Origin of the sequence: Maricaulis maris (genome assembly GCF_003634045.1) — a bacterium.
Lineage (GTDB): Bacteria > Pseudomonadota > Alphaproteobacteria > Caulobacterales > Maricaulaceae > Maricaulis > Maricaulis maris.
In genome coordinates this window covers 1-14,983 of the sequence record NZ_RBIM01000009.1, presented here as the reverse complement: position 1 = coordinate 14,983, position 14,983 = coordinate 1, and the positions used below count along the sequence as shown (strand labels likewise).

Annotated in this window: 12 protein-coding genes and 2 pseudogenes; 7 read left to right on the top strand and 7 right to left on the bottom strand. The window is 62.1% G+C overall.

What is annotated here, in order from left to right:
* Positions 1–13: 13 nt before the first annotated feature.
* The 6 genes from dnaN to mutM all read right to left on the bottom strand — a co-directional run bounded on the left by dnaN (position 14) and on the right by mutM (position 6,435).
* A complete protein-coding gene (gene dnaN / locus C7435_RS16160; RefSeq protein ID WP_121212479.1) occupies positions 14–1,132 on the bottom strand; it encodes a DNA polymerase III subunit beta in 1,119 nt (372 codons plus the stop codon).
* Positions 1,133–1,324: 192 nt separating this feature from the next.
* On the bottom strand, positions 1,325–2,770 hold the full coding sequence (gene dnaA, locus C7435_RS16155; protein WP_121212478.1) for a chromosomal replication initiator protein DnaA: 1,446 nt from the start codon (positions 2,768–2,770) through the stop codon (positions 1,325–1,327).
* A gap of 491 nt (positions 2,771–3,261) precedes the next feature.
* Entirely contained in the window at positions 3,262–3,528 is a 267-nt protein-coding gene (rpsT, locus tag C7435_RS16150) for a 30S ribosomal protein S20 (RefSeq protein WP_075189956.1), read from the bottom strand.
* A gap of 109 nt (positions 3,529–3,637) precedes the next feature.
* Complete coding sequence (locus C7435_RS16145) at positions 3,638–4,414, bottom strand: enoyl-CoA hydratase (RefSeq protein ID WP_075189955.1); 777 nt, start codon at positions 4,412–4,414, stop codon at positions 3,638–3,640.
* A 120-nt stretch (positions 4,415–4,534) separates the two neighbouring features.
* Positions 4,535–5,467, bottom strand: a complete 933-nt coding sequence (locus C7435_RS16140; RefSeq protein ID WP_075189954.1) for a TraB/GumN family protein — start codon at positions 5,465–5,467, stop codon at positions 4,535–4,537.
* Between the two features lie 101 nt (positions 5,468–5,568).
* Complete coding sequence (mutM, locus tag C7435_RS16135; RefSeq protein ID WP_121212477.1) at positions 5,569–6,435, bottom strand: bifunctional DNA-formamidopyrimidine glycosylase/DNA-(apurinic or apyrimidinic site) lyase; 867 nt, start codon at positions 6,433–6,435, stop codon at positions 5,569–5,571.
* Positions 6,436–6,625: 190 nt separating this feature from the next.
* Here mutM and C7435_RS16130 point away from each other — a divergent pair, with 190 nt between their 5' ends.
* The 7 genes and pseudogenes from C7435_RS16130 (at position 6,626) to C7435_RS16100 (ending at position 14,873) form a co-directional block, all read left to right on the top strand.
* Entirely contained in the window at positions 6,626–7,432 is an 807-nt protein-coding gene (locus tag C7435_RS16130) for a class I SAM-dependent methyltransferase (RefSeq protein WP_121212538.1), read from the top strand.
* Positions 7,433–7,499: 67 nt separating this feature from the next.
* Positions 7,500–9,038, top strand: coding sequence for a 2-polyprenylphenol 6-hydroxylase (gene ubiB, locus C7435_RS16125; protein ID WP_121212476.1), 1,539 nt, complete (start codon positions 7,500–7,502; stop codon positions 9,036–9,038).
* A 72-nt stretch (positions 9,039–9,110) separates the two neighbouring features.
* Positions 9,111–9,632, top strand: coding sequence for a protoglobin domain-containing protein (locus C7435_RS16120; protein WP_075189951.1), 522 nt, complete (start codon positions 9,111–9,113; stop codon positions 9,630–9,632).
* Between the two features lie 287 nt (positions 9,633–9,919).
* Positions 9,920–11,102 (top strand): annotated as a pseudogene (gene coaBC / locus C7435_RS17415) (bifunctional phosphopantothenoylcysteine decarboxylase/phosphopantothenate--cysteine ligase CoaBC).
* A 65-nt stretch (positions 11,103–11,167) separates the two neighbouring features.
* A complete protein-coding gene (gene dut, locus C7435_RS16110; RefSeq protein ID WP_121212475.1) occupies positions 11,168–11,626 on the top strand; it encodes a dUTP diphosphatase in 459 nt (152 codons plus the stop codon).
* 74 nt (positions 11,627–11,700) lie between these two features.
* Positions 11,701–12,651, top strand: a complete 951-nt coding sequence (cysK, locus tag C7435_RS16105) for a cysteine synthase A (RefSeq protein WP_121212474.1) — start codon at positions 11,701–11,703, stop codon at positions 12,649–12,651.
* Positions 12,652–12,851: 200 nt separating this feature from the next.
* Positions 12,852–14,873: an acyltransferase family protein gene (locus C7435_RS16100; RefSeq protein ID WP_121212473.1), complete on the top strand. Its 2,022-nt coding sequence runs from the start codon at positions 12,852–12,854 to the stop codon at positions 14,871–14,873.
* Between the two features lie 15 nt (positions 14,874–14,888).
* Here C7435_RS16100 and C7435_RS16095 read toward each other — a convergent pair.
* Positions 14,889–14,983, bottom strand: a pseudogene (locus C7435_RS16095) (IS5/IS1182 family transposase); the annotation flags it as partial.

Here is a 14,983-nt window from a genome sequence, read left to right as displayed (position 1 = left end):
CCAGCGTCGTCCGTCACACTCGCAACGGCATCAGCACATAAAGCGCATCCGGATCACCACTGTCGGTGACCAGGGCCGGTGAGGCGGCATCAGCGAAGTGGAAACGCGCTTCATCGCCTTCGATCTGCGAGGCGACATCCAGCATGTAACGGGCATTGAAGCCGATCGCGAAACCCTCATCGGAATAGGACACGGCGAGTTCTTCCTCGGCCTGACCGCTTTCCGGATTGTTGACCGCGAGGGTCAGCGCATCGGCACCGAGCGAGAGTTTCACCGAACGCGACTTCTCGACCGAGATTGTCGCAACACGATCCACCGCTTCGGCAAAGCGCTTGTTCTCGACCGACATCAATCGCGTATTGCCGCGCGGAATGACGCGCTCATAGTCGGGGAAGGCGCCATCGATCAGCTTGGAGGTCAGCACCGCCTTGCCGAGACGGAAACGGATCTTGCCCTCGGAGACCGACACCTCGACCTCGTCATCGGCATCCTCGAGCAGGCGCTTGACCTCCTGCACGGTTTTGCGCGGTACAATCACGCCCGGCATGCCGGTCGCACCGTCCGGCAGATCAACCTCGGCAAGGGCGAGGCGGACACCATCCGTGGCCACGGCGCGCAAGGTCTTGCGACCGTCCTGCTCGGCGGCGTGCAAATGGATGCCGTTGAGATAATAACGCGTCTCTTCGGTCGAGATCGCAAACCGCGTCTTGTCGATCAGGCGGGCCAACTCACGCGCCGGCACCTTGAAACGGTGCTCCAGGTCCTCGGTCGGCATTACGGGGAAATCACCGGGCGGCAGCGAGGGCAGCGAGAAGCTGGACCGACCGGCCTTCAGCGTCAGGCGCGGATCGCCACTCGTCATTTCCAGCGTCACATCGGCGCCGTCAGGGAGTTTGCGGGTGATGTCGTAGAGTGTATGGGCCGGCGCCGTGACCAGGCCTTCGCCATCGCAACTGGCATCAGTGGTCTCGAGGATCTCTATATCCAGATCGGTGGCCGCAAAGCTGGCCCCGTCGGGACCGGCCGAGATTAGCACATTCGACAGGATCGGGATGGTATTGCGCTTTTCGACTACCGCCTGAACATGGCCCAGTGCCTTGAGGAGCGTCGCGCGCTCGATCGTCAGCTTCATATCTCGCGTTCCGCTTTCAACGTCTTCTGCGTCAGCTTCCTGAATCTACGTCGAAGATCTTTGTCTGTCGTGACGGCACAAGGCGTGATCGGCCCGTGCCTTCGGGATGGGTCAGAGAGGATACATGAATTCGCGCAATCGCAAGAGGTTTATCCAGCGTTAACGCGAATTTCCGGGCCGGGGCGGCCCGTCTCAGCCCTGTAGCTCCCGGGTCAACGCATCGATCTCGTCGCCGACCGGGTCACCGGCATCAATCATCTGGCTCACTTTTGACACCGCATGGATCACCGTCGAATGATCCCGGCCACCAAAGCGGCGCCCGATATCCGGCAGCGATCGCGTCGTCAGCGTCTTGGCCAGATACATCGCGATATGGCGCGGACGGACGACCGACTGGGTCCGGCGCTTCGAGCAGATGTCGGCCGGCGTGATACCGAAATGGGTCGCCACGACTTTCTGGATCTCATCGACCGTCAGGCGACGCTCCGAGCTGAGCGACAATTCGCGCAGCGCCGTCGACACGACCTCCATCGTGACCGGTTGTCCGATCAGGGCCGTGCGGCAGATAACATTGTTGAGAACGCCTTCCATCTCGCGCGGGCTGGAGGTGATGCGGGCGGCCAGGAAGTCACGGACTGCCTCGGACACGTCAAACGTCGGGTAGTGACAGGTGGCCTGCGCGATCTTGCAATCGAGAATCTGGCGACGCAGGTCGAGATCGGGCTTGCCCAACGGGCAGGACAGACCGCCGGTGAGCAGGGAACGCAAACGCTCATCCTGCATCTGCAGCTCGGCCGGCGGCTTGTGCGAAGCCAGGACGACCTGCTTGTTCTCGGCCACCAGGGCGGCGATCGTGTGCAGGAACTCATCCTCGGTCTTGGGCTTGCCGGCGATGAAATGCACATCGTCGATCAGCAGGACATCGACGCCGCGCACCGTTTCCTTGAAAGAGATCGTGTCGCGGGCGCGCATCGCAGTGACAAAGCCCGAGAGAAATTCCTCAGCCGTCAGATAGAGCGCCTTGCGCGGCCGGGAATTGTTTTGAACCGCCGTCGCAACAGCATGCAGGAGATGGGTCTTGCCGACACCATAATCGCCATAGAAGAAAACCGGGTTGAAGGGCGGCGTCGCTGCACCGACCATGGTCCGTGCAGCGGCGGCGGCGACTTCATTGGCCGGACCGACGCGGAAACTGTCGAAGCTGAAGCGGGCATCGATCAGGGCCGTGTCACCGGAACCGGCGGGCGCGGCTGTCGCAACGGCCCGCACGGGCGCCGCCGACTGTCCGGACACGGACGAGCGCGAAGCGACCATTGGTTGCGGCTGATCCTCGCCTTCGGAGCGCAGGAGAATTTCGCGATGCGTGGTATCGAGTTCAGCCCAAAGCGCGCGAATTCGGGCACCCCAGTGATCTTCAACCCAATCCCGGTTGAAACTGCTCGGCGCGATGATGATAAGCGCGCCGGTCTCGGTCAGCCGGACCCGCAGACGCGCGATCTCCTGCGAATACAGGGCAGGTCCACACTCTTCACGCAAATGGGCGCGCACCCGGCGCCAGATCGCAGAAATCCCGCCTGCGTCCACCCCGTCAAGGGTGGCGGTTTTTGCCTCGGAAACAGCCAATTTGTTCAATGCCATCGTGGGTCACACTTTTGTTTTTCTCTCGCATTTGCGAAAGCTATGTGTTTGTAATTTTGGCAAAATCCCCCCGCTCGCAGCACTACACCCAGTCGTGCCGCTACCGGAAATTTTTCCGCATGGGAATAGTCGCCCTCAGGAGCCCAAAGGTTACTCCGAGGCCCGTTTCGGTCAACATGATTCAGCTTCCAAAATCCGAGATTCTTCGCTTGACACGGGAAATCCGTGATCGGATCGAAGCTTGGGCTTTATGACGGAATTGCGACAATGCAATTGGTCCTTTTTACTTACCTGACGTTACCCGAATTTGGGCCCCGGGACGACTCTTCCGCCGTTTGGCAACCCCTCCGTACGCAGATTAATTCATAAAGCGCAGCGATGCCGCGACTGCGAAAAAAAGGACACTCCGCCTACGCACGCGCACAAAAAAATACGCCCGAGGCGTGTGCCCCGGGCGTATCATTCATTCCGCATTGCCGATGCTTGTCGGATCAGGCCGACATCGACTTCACGCGGGCCGACAGGCGGGAGACTTTCCGCGAACCGGTATTCTTGTGGTAGATGCCCTTGCCGACAGCACGCATCAGCTCGGACTCAGCCTCGACCAGTGCGGTCTTGGCGGCAGCCTGGTCGCCAGCGGTGATCGCCATCTCGACCTTTTTGACAAAGGTCCGGACACGCGAACGACGCGCCTTGTTGACGGCCGTCCGGCGAGCGATCTTGCGGACCATTTTCTTGGCCGAGTTGGTGTTGGCCATGGATGTAAACCTCTTCATGCGGCCGGGACGATGTTCCCGGCGAAATCCGTGAGCGGCGGCGTATAGGCCCTTGCGGGCGGGGCGTCAACCGCCCTTTGTCTCTTGCCGCCTAGCGATGCTTGAAATGAGCAGCCCGTTTTTCGGCGAAGGCAGCCATGCCTTCTTTCTGATCTTCCAGCGCGAATTGCGACATGAACACCCGGCGCTCGAAACGAACCCCTTCGGTCAGGCCGATCTCGAAGGAGCGATTGACCGCCTCCTTCGTCATCATGGCAACCGGCAATGACTTGGAAGCAATGGCTTCAGCCGCTTCCATCACCACGTCCATGAAATCATCTGCCGGCACGACGCGGGAGACCAGACCGGCCCGCTCCGCCTCTTCGGCATCCATCATCCGGCCGGTCAGGCACATGTCCATGGCCTTGGCCTTGCCGACGGCGCGCGGCAGCCGCTGCGTGCCACCGGACCCTGGCATGACGCCGAGATTGATCTCGGGCTGACCGAATTTCGCCGTCGCGGAGGCGATGATGAAATCGCACATCATCGCGATCTCGCAGCCGCCACCGAGCGCATAACCTGAAACAGCCGCGATGATCGGCTTGCGGAAACGGGCCACAGCCTCCCAGGTCTCCGCGAACGGATCCTTGTTGTAGAGGCCGACCATGTCGCGCGACTGCAATTCCTTGATATCGGCGCCGGCGGCGAAGGCTTTCTTCGACCCGGTCAACACGACACAACCGATATCATCATCGGCCTCGCAGGCAGCCAGCGCCGCGGCCAGTTCCGTGGTCAGCTCGTCGCACAGCGCATTGAGCGCCTCGGGGCGGTTGAGCGTGATCACACCCACTCGGCCCTCGGTTTTGTACTGGATCGTCTTGTAGCCCATTTCGGCGCTCCATCTGACGGCGCGGATGTCCCGCACGGGTAAAGCCGCGCCGCTATAACGCAGAGCGAAGCCAGCGTCGATACCGGGTGACCCGTTCGAGTCACCCGGCCCGGTCGGACCCTATTGGCGCGAGACTTCGAAACCCGCTTCGCGCAGGAGCTGAATGACGCCGTGCTCGCCCGGCAGATGCGCGGCACCGACGGCGATGAAGACAGTCCCTTCGCCATCCATGATCTCAGCGATCTGGGGGATCCAGTTCTCGTTCCGGCCAACGATCATGACCTGGTAGGCCTCCGGCGCCTCGTCACGCATCGATGTATTGATCTCGCGATCAAGCACGTCCATGTCGCCCATGGCCCAAGCGGTTACCAGGAGTTCCAGCATTTGCGGCAATTCCGCGAGGTCTTCCAGACCTTGCTCGAAGGCCTGGGCCTGGACATCGTCCGGCATGCCGGCAAGGAAGCCGATCTGCTCGGCCGGCGTTTCAAAATACCCCATTTGTGTAGACGTGCCCTGAACCTGCGCCAACAGCCGGGTCTCGGCGCCGGAATTGGGGTCCAGCCCCAACGCCTGCATCTGCCCCACCGCCAGCATGACCTGGGCGAGCCAGGGCCGCATGGGCTCCAGCATGGCCGGTGCGAAGCCAATCGTCGGCGCCAACTCGGCAAGTGCCGCATTGGCGGACTCGGACAATTGCGAGGACAGGGTCACGCCCTGCGGATTGAGGCCGTGCTGCATCACCAATTGCTGCAACAGGGCCTGGCTCTCGGCCGAGTGCACATCGGCTTCAAGATAAAGCGTATCGGCGCTGGCCAGCAGGTCGCGGATCTCCGGCGTCAACCACTCCAGGCTTGGCGGCAGAATGTGGAACGTGCCGAACACATAAACATCGGAATCCGCATCGGAGAGGTGCCAGATCGCCGGATCAGCCTCGATCTGCGAATAATCAGCCTGTTGGGCCTGGGCGGCCGGCGCAAGCAGGGCACCGCCAGCCAGGAGGGCTGCGGACAGGGTTGCGGACGCCAGCTGGCGAATGCGGGAAGTCGGAAGCATGGAAGGCCTCTTGGCTGTGAAAGACTGCATGGATTCATCTTAGCGGCGGCAGGTGGCGGACATAGCGGGAAATCCGGCAGCACGGTCCCGCTGGCAATCACTCAGCGCTGACAGGTGCTGCAGAACCAAGTCGAACGACCAGCCTGCACAATACGTTGCACGGCGCCAGCGCAGCCGGTCGTGGGACAGGGCGCATCAAGCCGGTCATAGACACGAAACCGGTGCTGGAAATAGCCCAGCGCACCGTCGGTCGCCGCGAAATCCTTGAGCGATGAGCCGCCGGCGTCTATCGCTTCGACAATGACCGCCCGCACCGCCACCGCCAGCCGCTCGGCGCGGATCCCGGCAATGCTGGCGGCCTGTCGCCGTGGACTGATGCCGGACCGGTGCAGGGCTTCACAGACATAGATATTGCCCAGACCGGCCACGATCGACTGGTCAAGCAGGGCAGTCTTGATGGGGGTGCGCCGGCCGGCCAGTGCTGCCGCCAGATAGGGACCGGAAAACTGATTGCCGTGCGGCTCCGGACCGAGCGCACCCAAGACCTTGTGCGTCGCCTCGGCCTCGGTTGCGAACAGGTCCATATAGCCGAACCGCCTCGGGTCATTATAGCGCACGGTGACACCGCCCTCGGCCTCGATCACGACATGATCATGCCGAGGGTCGGCGGGCGCCGCGTGGACGAAACCGCCCGGTTGCGCCGCCCCATCCCCCGCCGCCTCGATCGAGAACCGTCCCGACATGCCCAGATGGCCGATCAGCGTCTCGCCGCTGTCGAGGCGCAACAGGAGATATTTGGCACGCCGGTCGATGCGCTCGACCCGGCTTCCGGTCAATCGCTCGGCAAAACGCTCCGGGAAGGGAAAGCGCAGATTGGGTCGATTGAGTGTGACCGCATCAATGCGGCGCCCCTCAAGGGCGGGGATCAGACCCTTTCGGACCGTTTCGACTTCAGGCAATTCAGGCATTGTTTGTGTGAATTATCTTTGCGGTCACGCGGTTGCCCCGCCCTTTGCGGGAATGATGGCACCAAGCCTACACGTTTGACCACAGGCATGCCGACCTGTCAGCCAAAATGGGGTGCGGCCCGCTCCATGCGACACTAAGGACCGCCCTCGCGGCTTTGCCGCCGGGCGGTCGGTGGCTATGTTGCCGGGCATGAGCTCGACCCAAGACAAGCACGCCGCAACCCGGCCCGCCGACGAAACCGTGTCCTTCGGCTTCACTGATGTGGCCCGCGAGGAAAAAGCCTCGCTGGTGCGCGGCGTGTTTGATCGTTCGGCGCGGCGCTATGACCTGATGAATGACCTGATGTCGCTGGGCATCCACCGGGTCTGGAAAGACATGGTGATGACGCGCGCCAATCCGCAGCCGGGCGAACTGCACATTGATGTCGCCGGCGGCACCGGCGATCTGGCCCGCAGCTTCCTGGCCAAGGCTGACGCTGTCGCGGAACGCCGGGGTAGTGATCGCAAGGCAAAAGCGATCGTGCTCGACATCAACGAACAAATGCTGCGCGCCGGCATGAAGCGCGGGCTGAAACCGCATGAGGACGGCCGCATCGACTGGGTGACCGGCAATGCCGAATGCCTGCCCCTGCCGGATCGCACCGCGCATTGCGTGACCATTTCGACCGGTATCCGCAATGTCACCGACCGCGCTTCAGCGCTGAAGGAAATGCGCCGCGTGCTCAAGCCGGGCGGGCGCTTCCTCTGTCTTGAATTCACCCGTCCGACCAGCCGGGCCTGGGAGAAGATCTATGACGCCTGGTCCTTCAACGTCATGCCGGAGCTCGGCCATTACGTCGCCAAGGATCGCGACAGCTATCAATACCTGGTCGAGTCAATCCGGCGCTTCCCCAACCAGGATGATTTCGCCGACGAATTGCGCACGGCCGGCTTCCGCAATGTCAGCTACACCAATTTCTCCGGCGGCATTGCCGCCCTGCATGTCGGCTGGGCCTGAGGCGGAGATGCAGGCGCGACCACATGGCGCGCTCGCCAACCCCTCCCTCGCGCACTAGACACAACTGATGTTCGCCACACTCACCTCCCTTGCCCGCCTGATGCGCGCCGGCCTGACCCTGGCCCGGCATGACGCCATCCTGCCGGCGGAATACCAGTCGCTCTACCCGGCGCCGGCGCGCTGGCTGGGCGCGACCCTGCGCATCTTCCGCCGCCGTGACCTGGCCGAGAACCCCGGTGAACGCCTGGCCCGGGCGCTCGAGAAGCTGGGTCCGTCCTATGTGAAATTCGGCCAGATCCTGGCGACCCGCGGCGACGTGATCGGCGAGCGCTTTGCCCGCGGCCTGTCGCGCCTGCAGGATCGCATGCCGGCCTTTGACGATGCCGAGGCGCGCGCGGTCGTCGCCGCCGACCTAGGACAACCCGTCGACACGCTGTTCAGTGAATTCGGCCCGCCGATCGCAGCCGCCTCGATTGCCCAGGTCCACAATGCCGTGACGCCGGATGGCGCTGTCGTCGCCGTCAAGATATTGCGGCCGGACATCGAGCGCCGGATCGCGCGCGACATCCGCACGCTCAGCCTCGGCGCCGCCCTCGCCGAGCGTTTCGCACCGGCCAGCCGCCGGCTCGAACCGCGCAAATTCGTCGAGACCGTGTCGCGCTCACTGACGGTCGAGACCGATCTGCGCCTGGAAGCGGCGGCTGCCTCCGAGCTGGGCGAAGCCGCAGCGGTGGCCGAGGGCTATCACATCCCGACGGTCGACTGGACCCGCTCGACGCGGCGCGTCCTGACCACGCAATGGATTGACGGCATTCCGCTCTCCGACATGGATGCAATCGAGGCAAGCGGCATCGACCGGCCGGCCCTGGCAACCCGGCTGACCCGCGCCTTCCTGTCGACGGCCCTCGATCGCGGCGTCTTTCACGCCGACATGCACGGCGGCAATCTGTTTGCCCGGACTGACGACACGGTCTGGGCCGTGGATTTCGGCATCATGGGCCGGATCGGCCGTGCCGAGCGTCGTTTCCTGGCGCTCATCCTGCACGGCTTCCTGACCCGCGACTACATGGCCGCCGCGCGCGCCCATTTCGCCGCCGGCTATGTCCCTGCCCGGCATTCGGTCGAGGATTTCGCCAGCGCCCTGCGGGCGGTCGGCGAACCGATTTTCGGCAAGACCGCCGACCAGGTGCCGATGTCACGCGTGCTGCTGCAATTGTTCGAGATCACCGACCTGTTCGACATGCGGCTGCGCCCGGAACTCGTGATGCTGCAAAAGACCATGGTCCAGTGCGAGGGCGTGTCACGGCAACTCGATGCCCAGCACGACATGTGGGGCGCAGCGGCGCCCGTTGTCGAAGCCTGGATGAAGCGCGAACTGGGCCCTGAAGGCCGTATCCGCGACCTCGGCGAAGACCTCACGCGCCTGCATGACGCCATGCGTCGCCTGCCCGACGCGATTGATGACTGGGCCGAGGTTGGCGCCCAGCTCAAGGCCGGCAAATTGTCACTCGGCGGCGGCCCGAAACTCCGCCCCTGGTTCCTGCGCCTGGCCTGGCTGGCGGGCGCGGCCGCCCTTGGCGCGGCGACGATGCTGGCATTTAGCTAAAATCTCGGCGCGATTTACACAAAATCGAAAGAAACGCATGCATTTATTCCCTGCATGGCAAGGGATTTCATTATGAACGACGAGGCACGCAGCCTGCAGCGCGAGTTTTTTCGCATCGACGAAGATGTGATTGACCGGGTGCAGCATCTGAAATCGCGCCTGATGAAGTATGCGGATGAGGCGCTTGAAACGGTCTTCGATCATCTGGTCGGCAATCCGGATGTCGCCCACTATTTCGAGATCACCGACAACATCACTTATCTGCGCGCCGGCATGCTGGCCCATTGCGACGAGCTGTTCTCAGCCCGGTTCGACGAGCACTACTACGAGTCCACCGAAGGCATGGGCGCACGTCACGCCAAGCTGGAATTCCCGGCCCACGTCTACACGGCGGCCTATTCCAACATGTTCGCGCGCATCGTCGAGCTCGCCATGGCCGACCGCCGCAGCTTCAAGACCGACGACATCACGGCACTGTCGCGGATCACCCATTATGATGTCGAACTGTCGATGGGCGCCTTCTACCAGCACATAATGGAAAAGCGCGCCGCGCTGTCTTCCGACGCCCAGAAAATCCGCCATCTGGTCGATTGAGTTTCCCCCCGCTTGGTAGGTCCAGGCCGCGACCGTCAGACCGAGTGGGAGACCCGCGCGGTCTCCGGTCAGGCTCGGAGTGATCTGAGCGCCGCGCGCAGGGCTGTCCATAAATCGCTTGTCAGCCAGCAGGCCGTCTCCGCTTCTTCAGCTCAAGGGTGAAACCGCGAAGTGGCGCGGGGGCGTGTGTCCCCTTTTCTCCGACTGAACTGACCCTCGCCCCCTGAAACCCTTGGGAAATCCCCGCTGACGGTTTACCTGTACGGGACCATCAGCGGAGACGTCACGTGGCCGACAAGTCCATACTCCTGATCATTGGCGGCGGGATCGCGGCCTACAAGGCGCTGGAGCTGATCCGGACGCTGAAAAAGCGCGGCATTGCCAGTCGCTGCATCCTGACCCGCGCCGGCAGCGAATTCGTGACACCGCTCTCGGTCTCCGCCCTGTCCGGTGACAAGGTCTATGGCGAGCTGTTCAACCTCACCGACGAAGCCGAGATGGGCCATATCGAGCTGTCTCGTTCGGCTGGTCTTGTCGTGGTCGCGCCGGCCACCGCCGACTTGATGGCCAAGGCCGCAACCGGCCTGGCCAATGATCTCGCCTCGACGACCCTGCTGGCCACCGACAAGCCGGTGCTGATGGCGCCAGCGATGAATGTGCGCATGTGGGAGCATCCGGCGACCCAGCGCAATCTGGCAACGCTCAAGGGCGATGGCGTGCATTTCGTCGGCCCGGATGAAGGCGATATGGCGTGTGGTGAATTCGGACCGGGCCGCCTGGCCGAACCCGATGCGATTGCCGATGCCGTTGTGAGCCTCTTGAATGCCTGACACGCTGAAGGGTCGCCACGTCCTGGTCACCGCCGGACCGACGCGTGAACCGATCGACCCGGTCCGCTTCATCTCCAACCATTCCTCGGGCAAGCAAGGCTATGCCATCGCGGCGGCCTGCGCCGCGCTGGGTGCTCGCGTGACACTGGTCGCCGGACCGACCGCGCTGGACGACCCTGACGGTGTCGAGACCGTCCATATTGAGACCGCGCGCGACATGCTGGCCGCCGTCGAACAGGCCCTGCCCGCTGATGTCTTTATCGCCGTCGCCGCCGTCGCCGACTGGCGCCCGGCGCAGCCGTCTGACAGGAAGCTCAAGCTCGACAAGGCCAGCTTCTCCAGCCTGCCGCTGGTCGAGAATCCGGACATTCTCAAGACCATCTCACAGATGAATGCGGGCCGCCCCGGCCTGGTCATCGGTTTTGCCGCCGAGACCCATGATGTCGAAGCCCTCGCCATCGCCAAGCGCGCCCGCAAGGGCTGCGACTGGATCGTTGCCAATGACGTGTCGGGTGATGTGATGGGCGGGGCCGAGAATGCCGTCCTGCTGGTCACCAGGGTGGGCAGCGAAGCCTGGGAACGGGCCGAGAAATCGAAGATCGCTGGCCTTCTGGCCGCTCGGATCGCCTCGGCGCTCTAGCCTCTGGCCAAATCAGCCGGGCTTGGCTTTGATGCGTCCCATCACTCGCCAGCCAGGATAGCGCCATGTCGACCGTGCCCGTGAAGATCAAACCGCTCGATCATTATGAGGGTCTGGCCCTGCCGGCCTACGAAACGCCCCAGTCAGCCGGCATGGATTTGCGCGCAGCCGTCCCGACCAACGAGCCCGTCTCCATCCCGCCCGGCGAATGGCGCCTGATCCCGGTCGGGATCGCGATTGCGTTGCCAGCTGGCTATGAAGCGCAAGTCCGACCCCGCTCGGGCCTTGCGGCCAAGCACGGGATTTCCTGCGTCAACACGCCTGGAACGGTGGATGCGGACTATCGCGGCGAGATCCGGGTCAATCTGATCAATCACGGCAAGGCCAATTTCGTCGTCAATCGCGGCGACCGCATCGCCCAGATGATCATCGCTCCGGTCACCCAGGCCGTCTGGGAGGTCGCCGACACGCTGGACGAGACGACACGCGGGACCGGCGGTTTCGGCTCGACCGGCACGAAATAGCCGGTTCGACTGACACATTCGTCACTGGCACTTGGCCGCCGCCTCCCTACATTGGCCGCAAACGGAGATTTGACATGACCGACACACCCGGCCGCGGCCGCATCTATGCCTCCATCGCTGACACGGTGGGCAATACACCGCTGGTCGAGCTGAAAAAGCTTGCCGACGCGCATGGCGCCAAGGCGCGCATCCTGGCCAAGCTGGAATTCTTCAACCCGCTGGCCTCGGTGAAGGACCGGATCGGCGTGGCGATGATCGATGCGTTGGAAGCCGCCGGCAAGCTGGGCGAGGGCGCCGTGATGGTCGAGCCGACCTCGGGCAATACCGGCATCGGCCTGGCTTTTGTCGCCGCCGCGCGCGGCCACCGCCTGATCCTGACCATGCCGGAGAGCATGTCGATCGAGCGCCGCAAACTCCTCAAGCATCTCGGCGCCGAGCTCGTCCTGACCGAAGCCGCCAAGGGCATGAAGGGCGCCATCGCAAAGGCCCAGGAAATCATCGACGAAACGCCGGGCGCGGTGATGCCGAGCCAGTTCGCCAATCCCGCCAATCCGGAAATCCACCGCAAGACCACGGCGCTGGAAATCTGGAATGATACCGCCGGCGAGGCCGATGTGCTGATCTCCGGCGTCGGCACGGGCGGTACGCTGACCGGTGTTGCCTCGGTGCTGAAAGAGAAAAAGCCCGGCTTCCACGTCGTCGCCGTCGAGCCAACCGACAGCCCCATCCTGTCTGGTGGCGCGCCGCGCCCGCACAAGATCCAGGGCATTGGCGCCGGTTTCGTGCCGGACATTCTCGACACCGGCCTGATCGATGAAGTGGTCACCGTGTCGAACGACGATGCCTTTGCCATGGCACGCGAAGTCGCCAAGCTGGAAGGCGTCCCGGGCGGCATCTCCTCGGGCGCCGCGCTGAAAGCTGCCCTCGAGGTCGCCAAGCGCGATGACATGGCGGGCAAGACCATCGTGGTGATCCTGGCGAGCTTTGCCGAGCGCTATCTGTCGACGGCGCTGTTTGAGGTGTAAACCGTCGACCAAACGGAGCGAATAAGTAGACCAGACCAAGACGTATGGGTTTGGGCTAGATCTGGCCTGCGTTGACCGCAGCGCCCTGAGCGCAGGAACGGCTTATCCAGTCTAGAATGAGTTATTGAACGCGGTGATCAAGCCGCTTATGTTCGTGCGAAATTTTTTGGAACATCTTTATTCTTAAGGCTAATTCCCTAATGTCGAGCACGAAATCCCACTACATCGCGCCTCTGGACGGGTTACGTGCCATCGCGGTGGTCGGCGTGCTCGTTTTTCACCTCAATCACATTGCGTTGCCGGGCGGTTTTGTCGGCGTCGATGTGTTTTTTGTCATCTCTGGGTATATTATTTCCCGGATCATATTTGAATCTTCCGAAAAGAACCGGTTTTCATTTTTTGAATTTTACACTCGCCGCCTAGCAAGGCTCTTTCCGGCGCTTGCGGTTGTGATTTCTATTTCTTTACTGGCGTCAATGTTTATCGTCGGAAGCAGCCGCTTGATGGATTTTTCTCAAACGGGTCTATACGCGATCATATCCGCGTCGAATATATTCTTCTGGCTGAACTCCGGTTATTTCGAAGACACCTCGCAAACCAATATTTTTCTGCATACGTGGTCGCTGGGCGTCGAAGAACAGTTCTACCTGTTTTGGCCGATATTGTTGAGCGCGTTGTTTAGCCTGAGCGACCGGTCGCGCGTCATAGTTTTTGCAGCCATCTTTGTTGTGGGTGCGATCTCATCCTGGATCGTTCTGCAAAATAACCCCTCGGCAATGTTCTACCTTGCTCCTACTCGGGCCTTTCAGTTTGCGCTCGGAGCTGGGGTTGCGGCGTTTCACAGGCTGCCCAACTGGCAAACTTGGTCCGCCAAGCCCGTGTTCGGCTCGGCGCTCACCGTTTCGGGGCTTGTCGGTATTGGCATCGCCTTTTTTCTTGCCGATGGCCAGCAATACAATTTCGCTGTCGCTGCGCTGCTTCCGACGATCGGCACATTTGCGATCCTGCTTGCAGTTCAAAGCAAGCTCTCCGTGAGAATTCTCGGAAATGCGCCAATGACCTATGTCGGCATGCGCGCCTACTCGCTCTACCTGGTGCATTGGCCGATCATTGTTCTCACCCGGCTATTATACGGCGCCGAGTTCTCACCCACTCAGTACATTGTTCTTTTAGCCGCGATCTTCATCTCGGCAGAACTTCTGCACCGATTCATTGAAACACCCCTTCGCTTTCAGGCCACAGAACCCGGCGAACAGAAAGCTCGCAAGGCAGCCGTGGTGGCAGGACTATGTATTGCGAGTTTAGTAGGCGCGGCGCACCTCTGGGCCCTGAATGGCCGGAATCATCCCGTCGCGGCTGAAGATGCGGTGGATGCTGAAGAAAATTTTGCCGCGACAACGGCAGCCGCAACTGCGATGCAGGCGGAAAGCTCGTCGGAATCCCAGCATCTGCAAGCCTTGCTTGAGCGCCACGGATCGGTCCCGCGGCGGATCAGCCAGCTCTGGGCTCAGTGGTCGCGGTACGACGAGGCGCTCGGCCGCTGCCAAATTTCCGGTCGGGCACCGATAGACGAACTTGATTGGTCTTCTTGTCTGCCGGAGACAGCACCACCCGCAATCGTCGTTGTCGGCGACAGTGTTGGACGGGAAGCTTACGCCGCGACCCGCTCGATCATACCGGATGTCGCTGTTGGAATGGCCAGCCAAGCCGGTTGCGTGCCGATATATCCGACACCTCCATCGTATGAGCCACGTGGATGCCGGGAGTTTAATCAACGAAGGTTTGAAGCGTTGTCGAACCCGGCAGTGTCGACCGTTGTACTGACTGGGAATTGGGATAATAGCGATTTCGATGAGATCTCCTCGACTGCCCAATACCTGCTGGACCAGGGTAAATCGGTGGTCATTGTTGGGCCGCGACCGGCGTTCAGTGAAAATACGGTGACTTTGCTGGAGAGCCCACGGGGTGCCGAGCTGGCTCATGAACTGAACGACTACTTGAACTATGACTTTTTCGAATTGGAGTCAGACCTGATGAATTGGGCTGCCGCCCCCGACCGCGAGGGCGTTACAGTTTGGGCGATTTCCGATGTGATTTGTCCCGGTGGCCGCTGTAGCGCCTTTTCAAGGGAAGGCGAGCTCGTCTACCTGGACCAGGTCCATTTAACGCTTGACACTGCGCGCAGAATGGCGACCTCGCAGCACGCTCCTCGCATGGAGTAGAGGCCGCGGGCTGGTCTAGGTCGTGGGCTCATAAGTTCTGATCCAGAGACGCGCTGAGGCGAGAGCGACGGCAGCGAGGAAGTTTCTGGCGAGCTTGTCGAAGCGGGTGG

What these genes read in the sequence shown, in the direction of transcription:
- dnaN (WP_121212479.1), bottom strand. Translation starts at nt 1,132, where the DNA reads ATGAAGCTGACGATCGAGCGCGCGACGCTCCTCAAGGCACTGGGCCAT.
- dnaA (WP_121212478.1), bottom strand. Translation starts at nt 2,770, where the DNA reads ATGGCATTGAACAAATTGGCTGTTTCCGAGGCAAAAACCGCCACCCTT.
- rpsT (WP_075189956.1), bottom strand. Translation starts at nt 3,528, where the DNA reads ATGGCCAACACCAACTCGGCCAAGAAAATGGTCCGCAAGATCGCTCGC.
- C7435_RS16145 (WP_075189955.1), bottom strand. Translation starts at nt 4,414, where the DNA reads ATGGGCTACAAGACGATCCAGTACAAAACCGAGGGCCGAGTGGGTGTG.
- C7435_RS16140 (WP_075189954.1), bottom strand. Translation starts at nt 5,467, where the DNA reads ATGCTTCCGACTTCCCGCATTCGCCAGCTGGCGTCCGCAACCCTGTCC.
- mutM (WP_121212477.1), bottom strand. Translation starts at nt 6,435, where the DNA reads ATGCCTGAATTGCCTGAAGTCGAAACGGTCCGAAAGGGTCTGATCCCC.
- C7435_RS16130 (WP_121212538.1), top strand. Translation starts at nt 6,626, where the DNA reads ATGAGCTCGACCCAAGACAAGCACGCCGCAACCCGGCCCGCCGACGAA.
- ubiB (WP_121212476.1), top strand. Translation starts at nt 7,500, where the DNA reads ATGTTCGCCACACTCACCTCCCTTGCCCGCCTGATGCGCGCCGGCCTG.
- C7435_RS16120 (WP_075189951.1), top strand. Translation starts at nt 9,111, where the DNA reads ATGAACGACGAGGCACGCAGCCTGCAGCGCGAGTTTTTTCGCATCGAC.
- dut (WP_121212475.1), top strand. Translation starts at nt 11,168, where the DNA reads ATGTCGACCGTGCCCGTGAAGATCAAACCGCTCGATCATTATGAGGGT.
- cysK (WP_121212474.1), top strand. Translation starts at nt 11,701, where the DNA reads ATGACCGACACACCCGGCCGCGGCCGCATCTATGCCTCCATCGCTGAC.
- C7435_RS16100 (WP_121212473.1), top strand. Translation starts at nt 12,852, where the DNA reads ATGTCGAGCACGAAATCCCACTACATCGCGCCTCTGGACGGGTTACGT.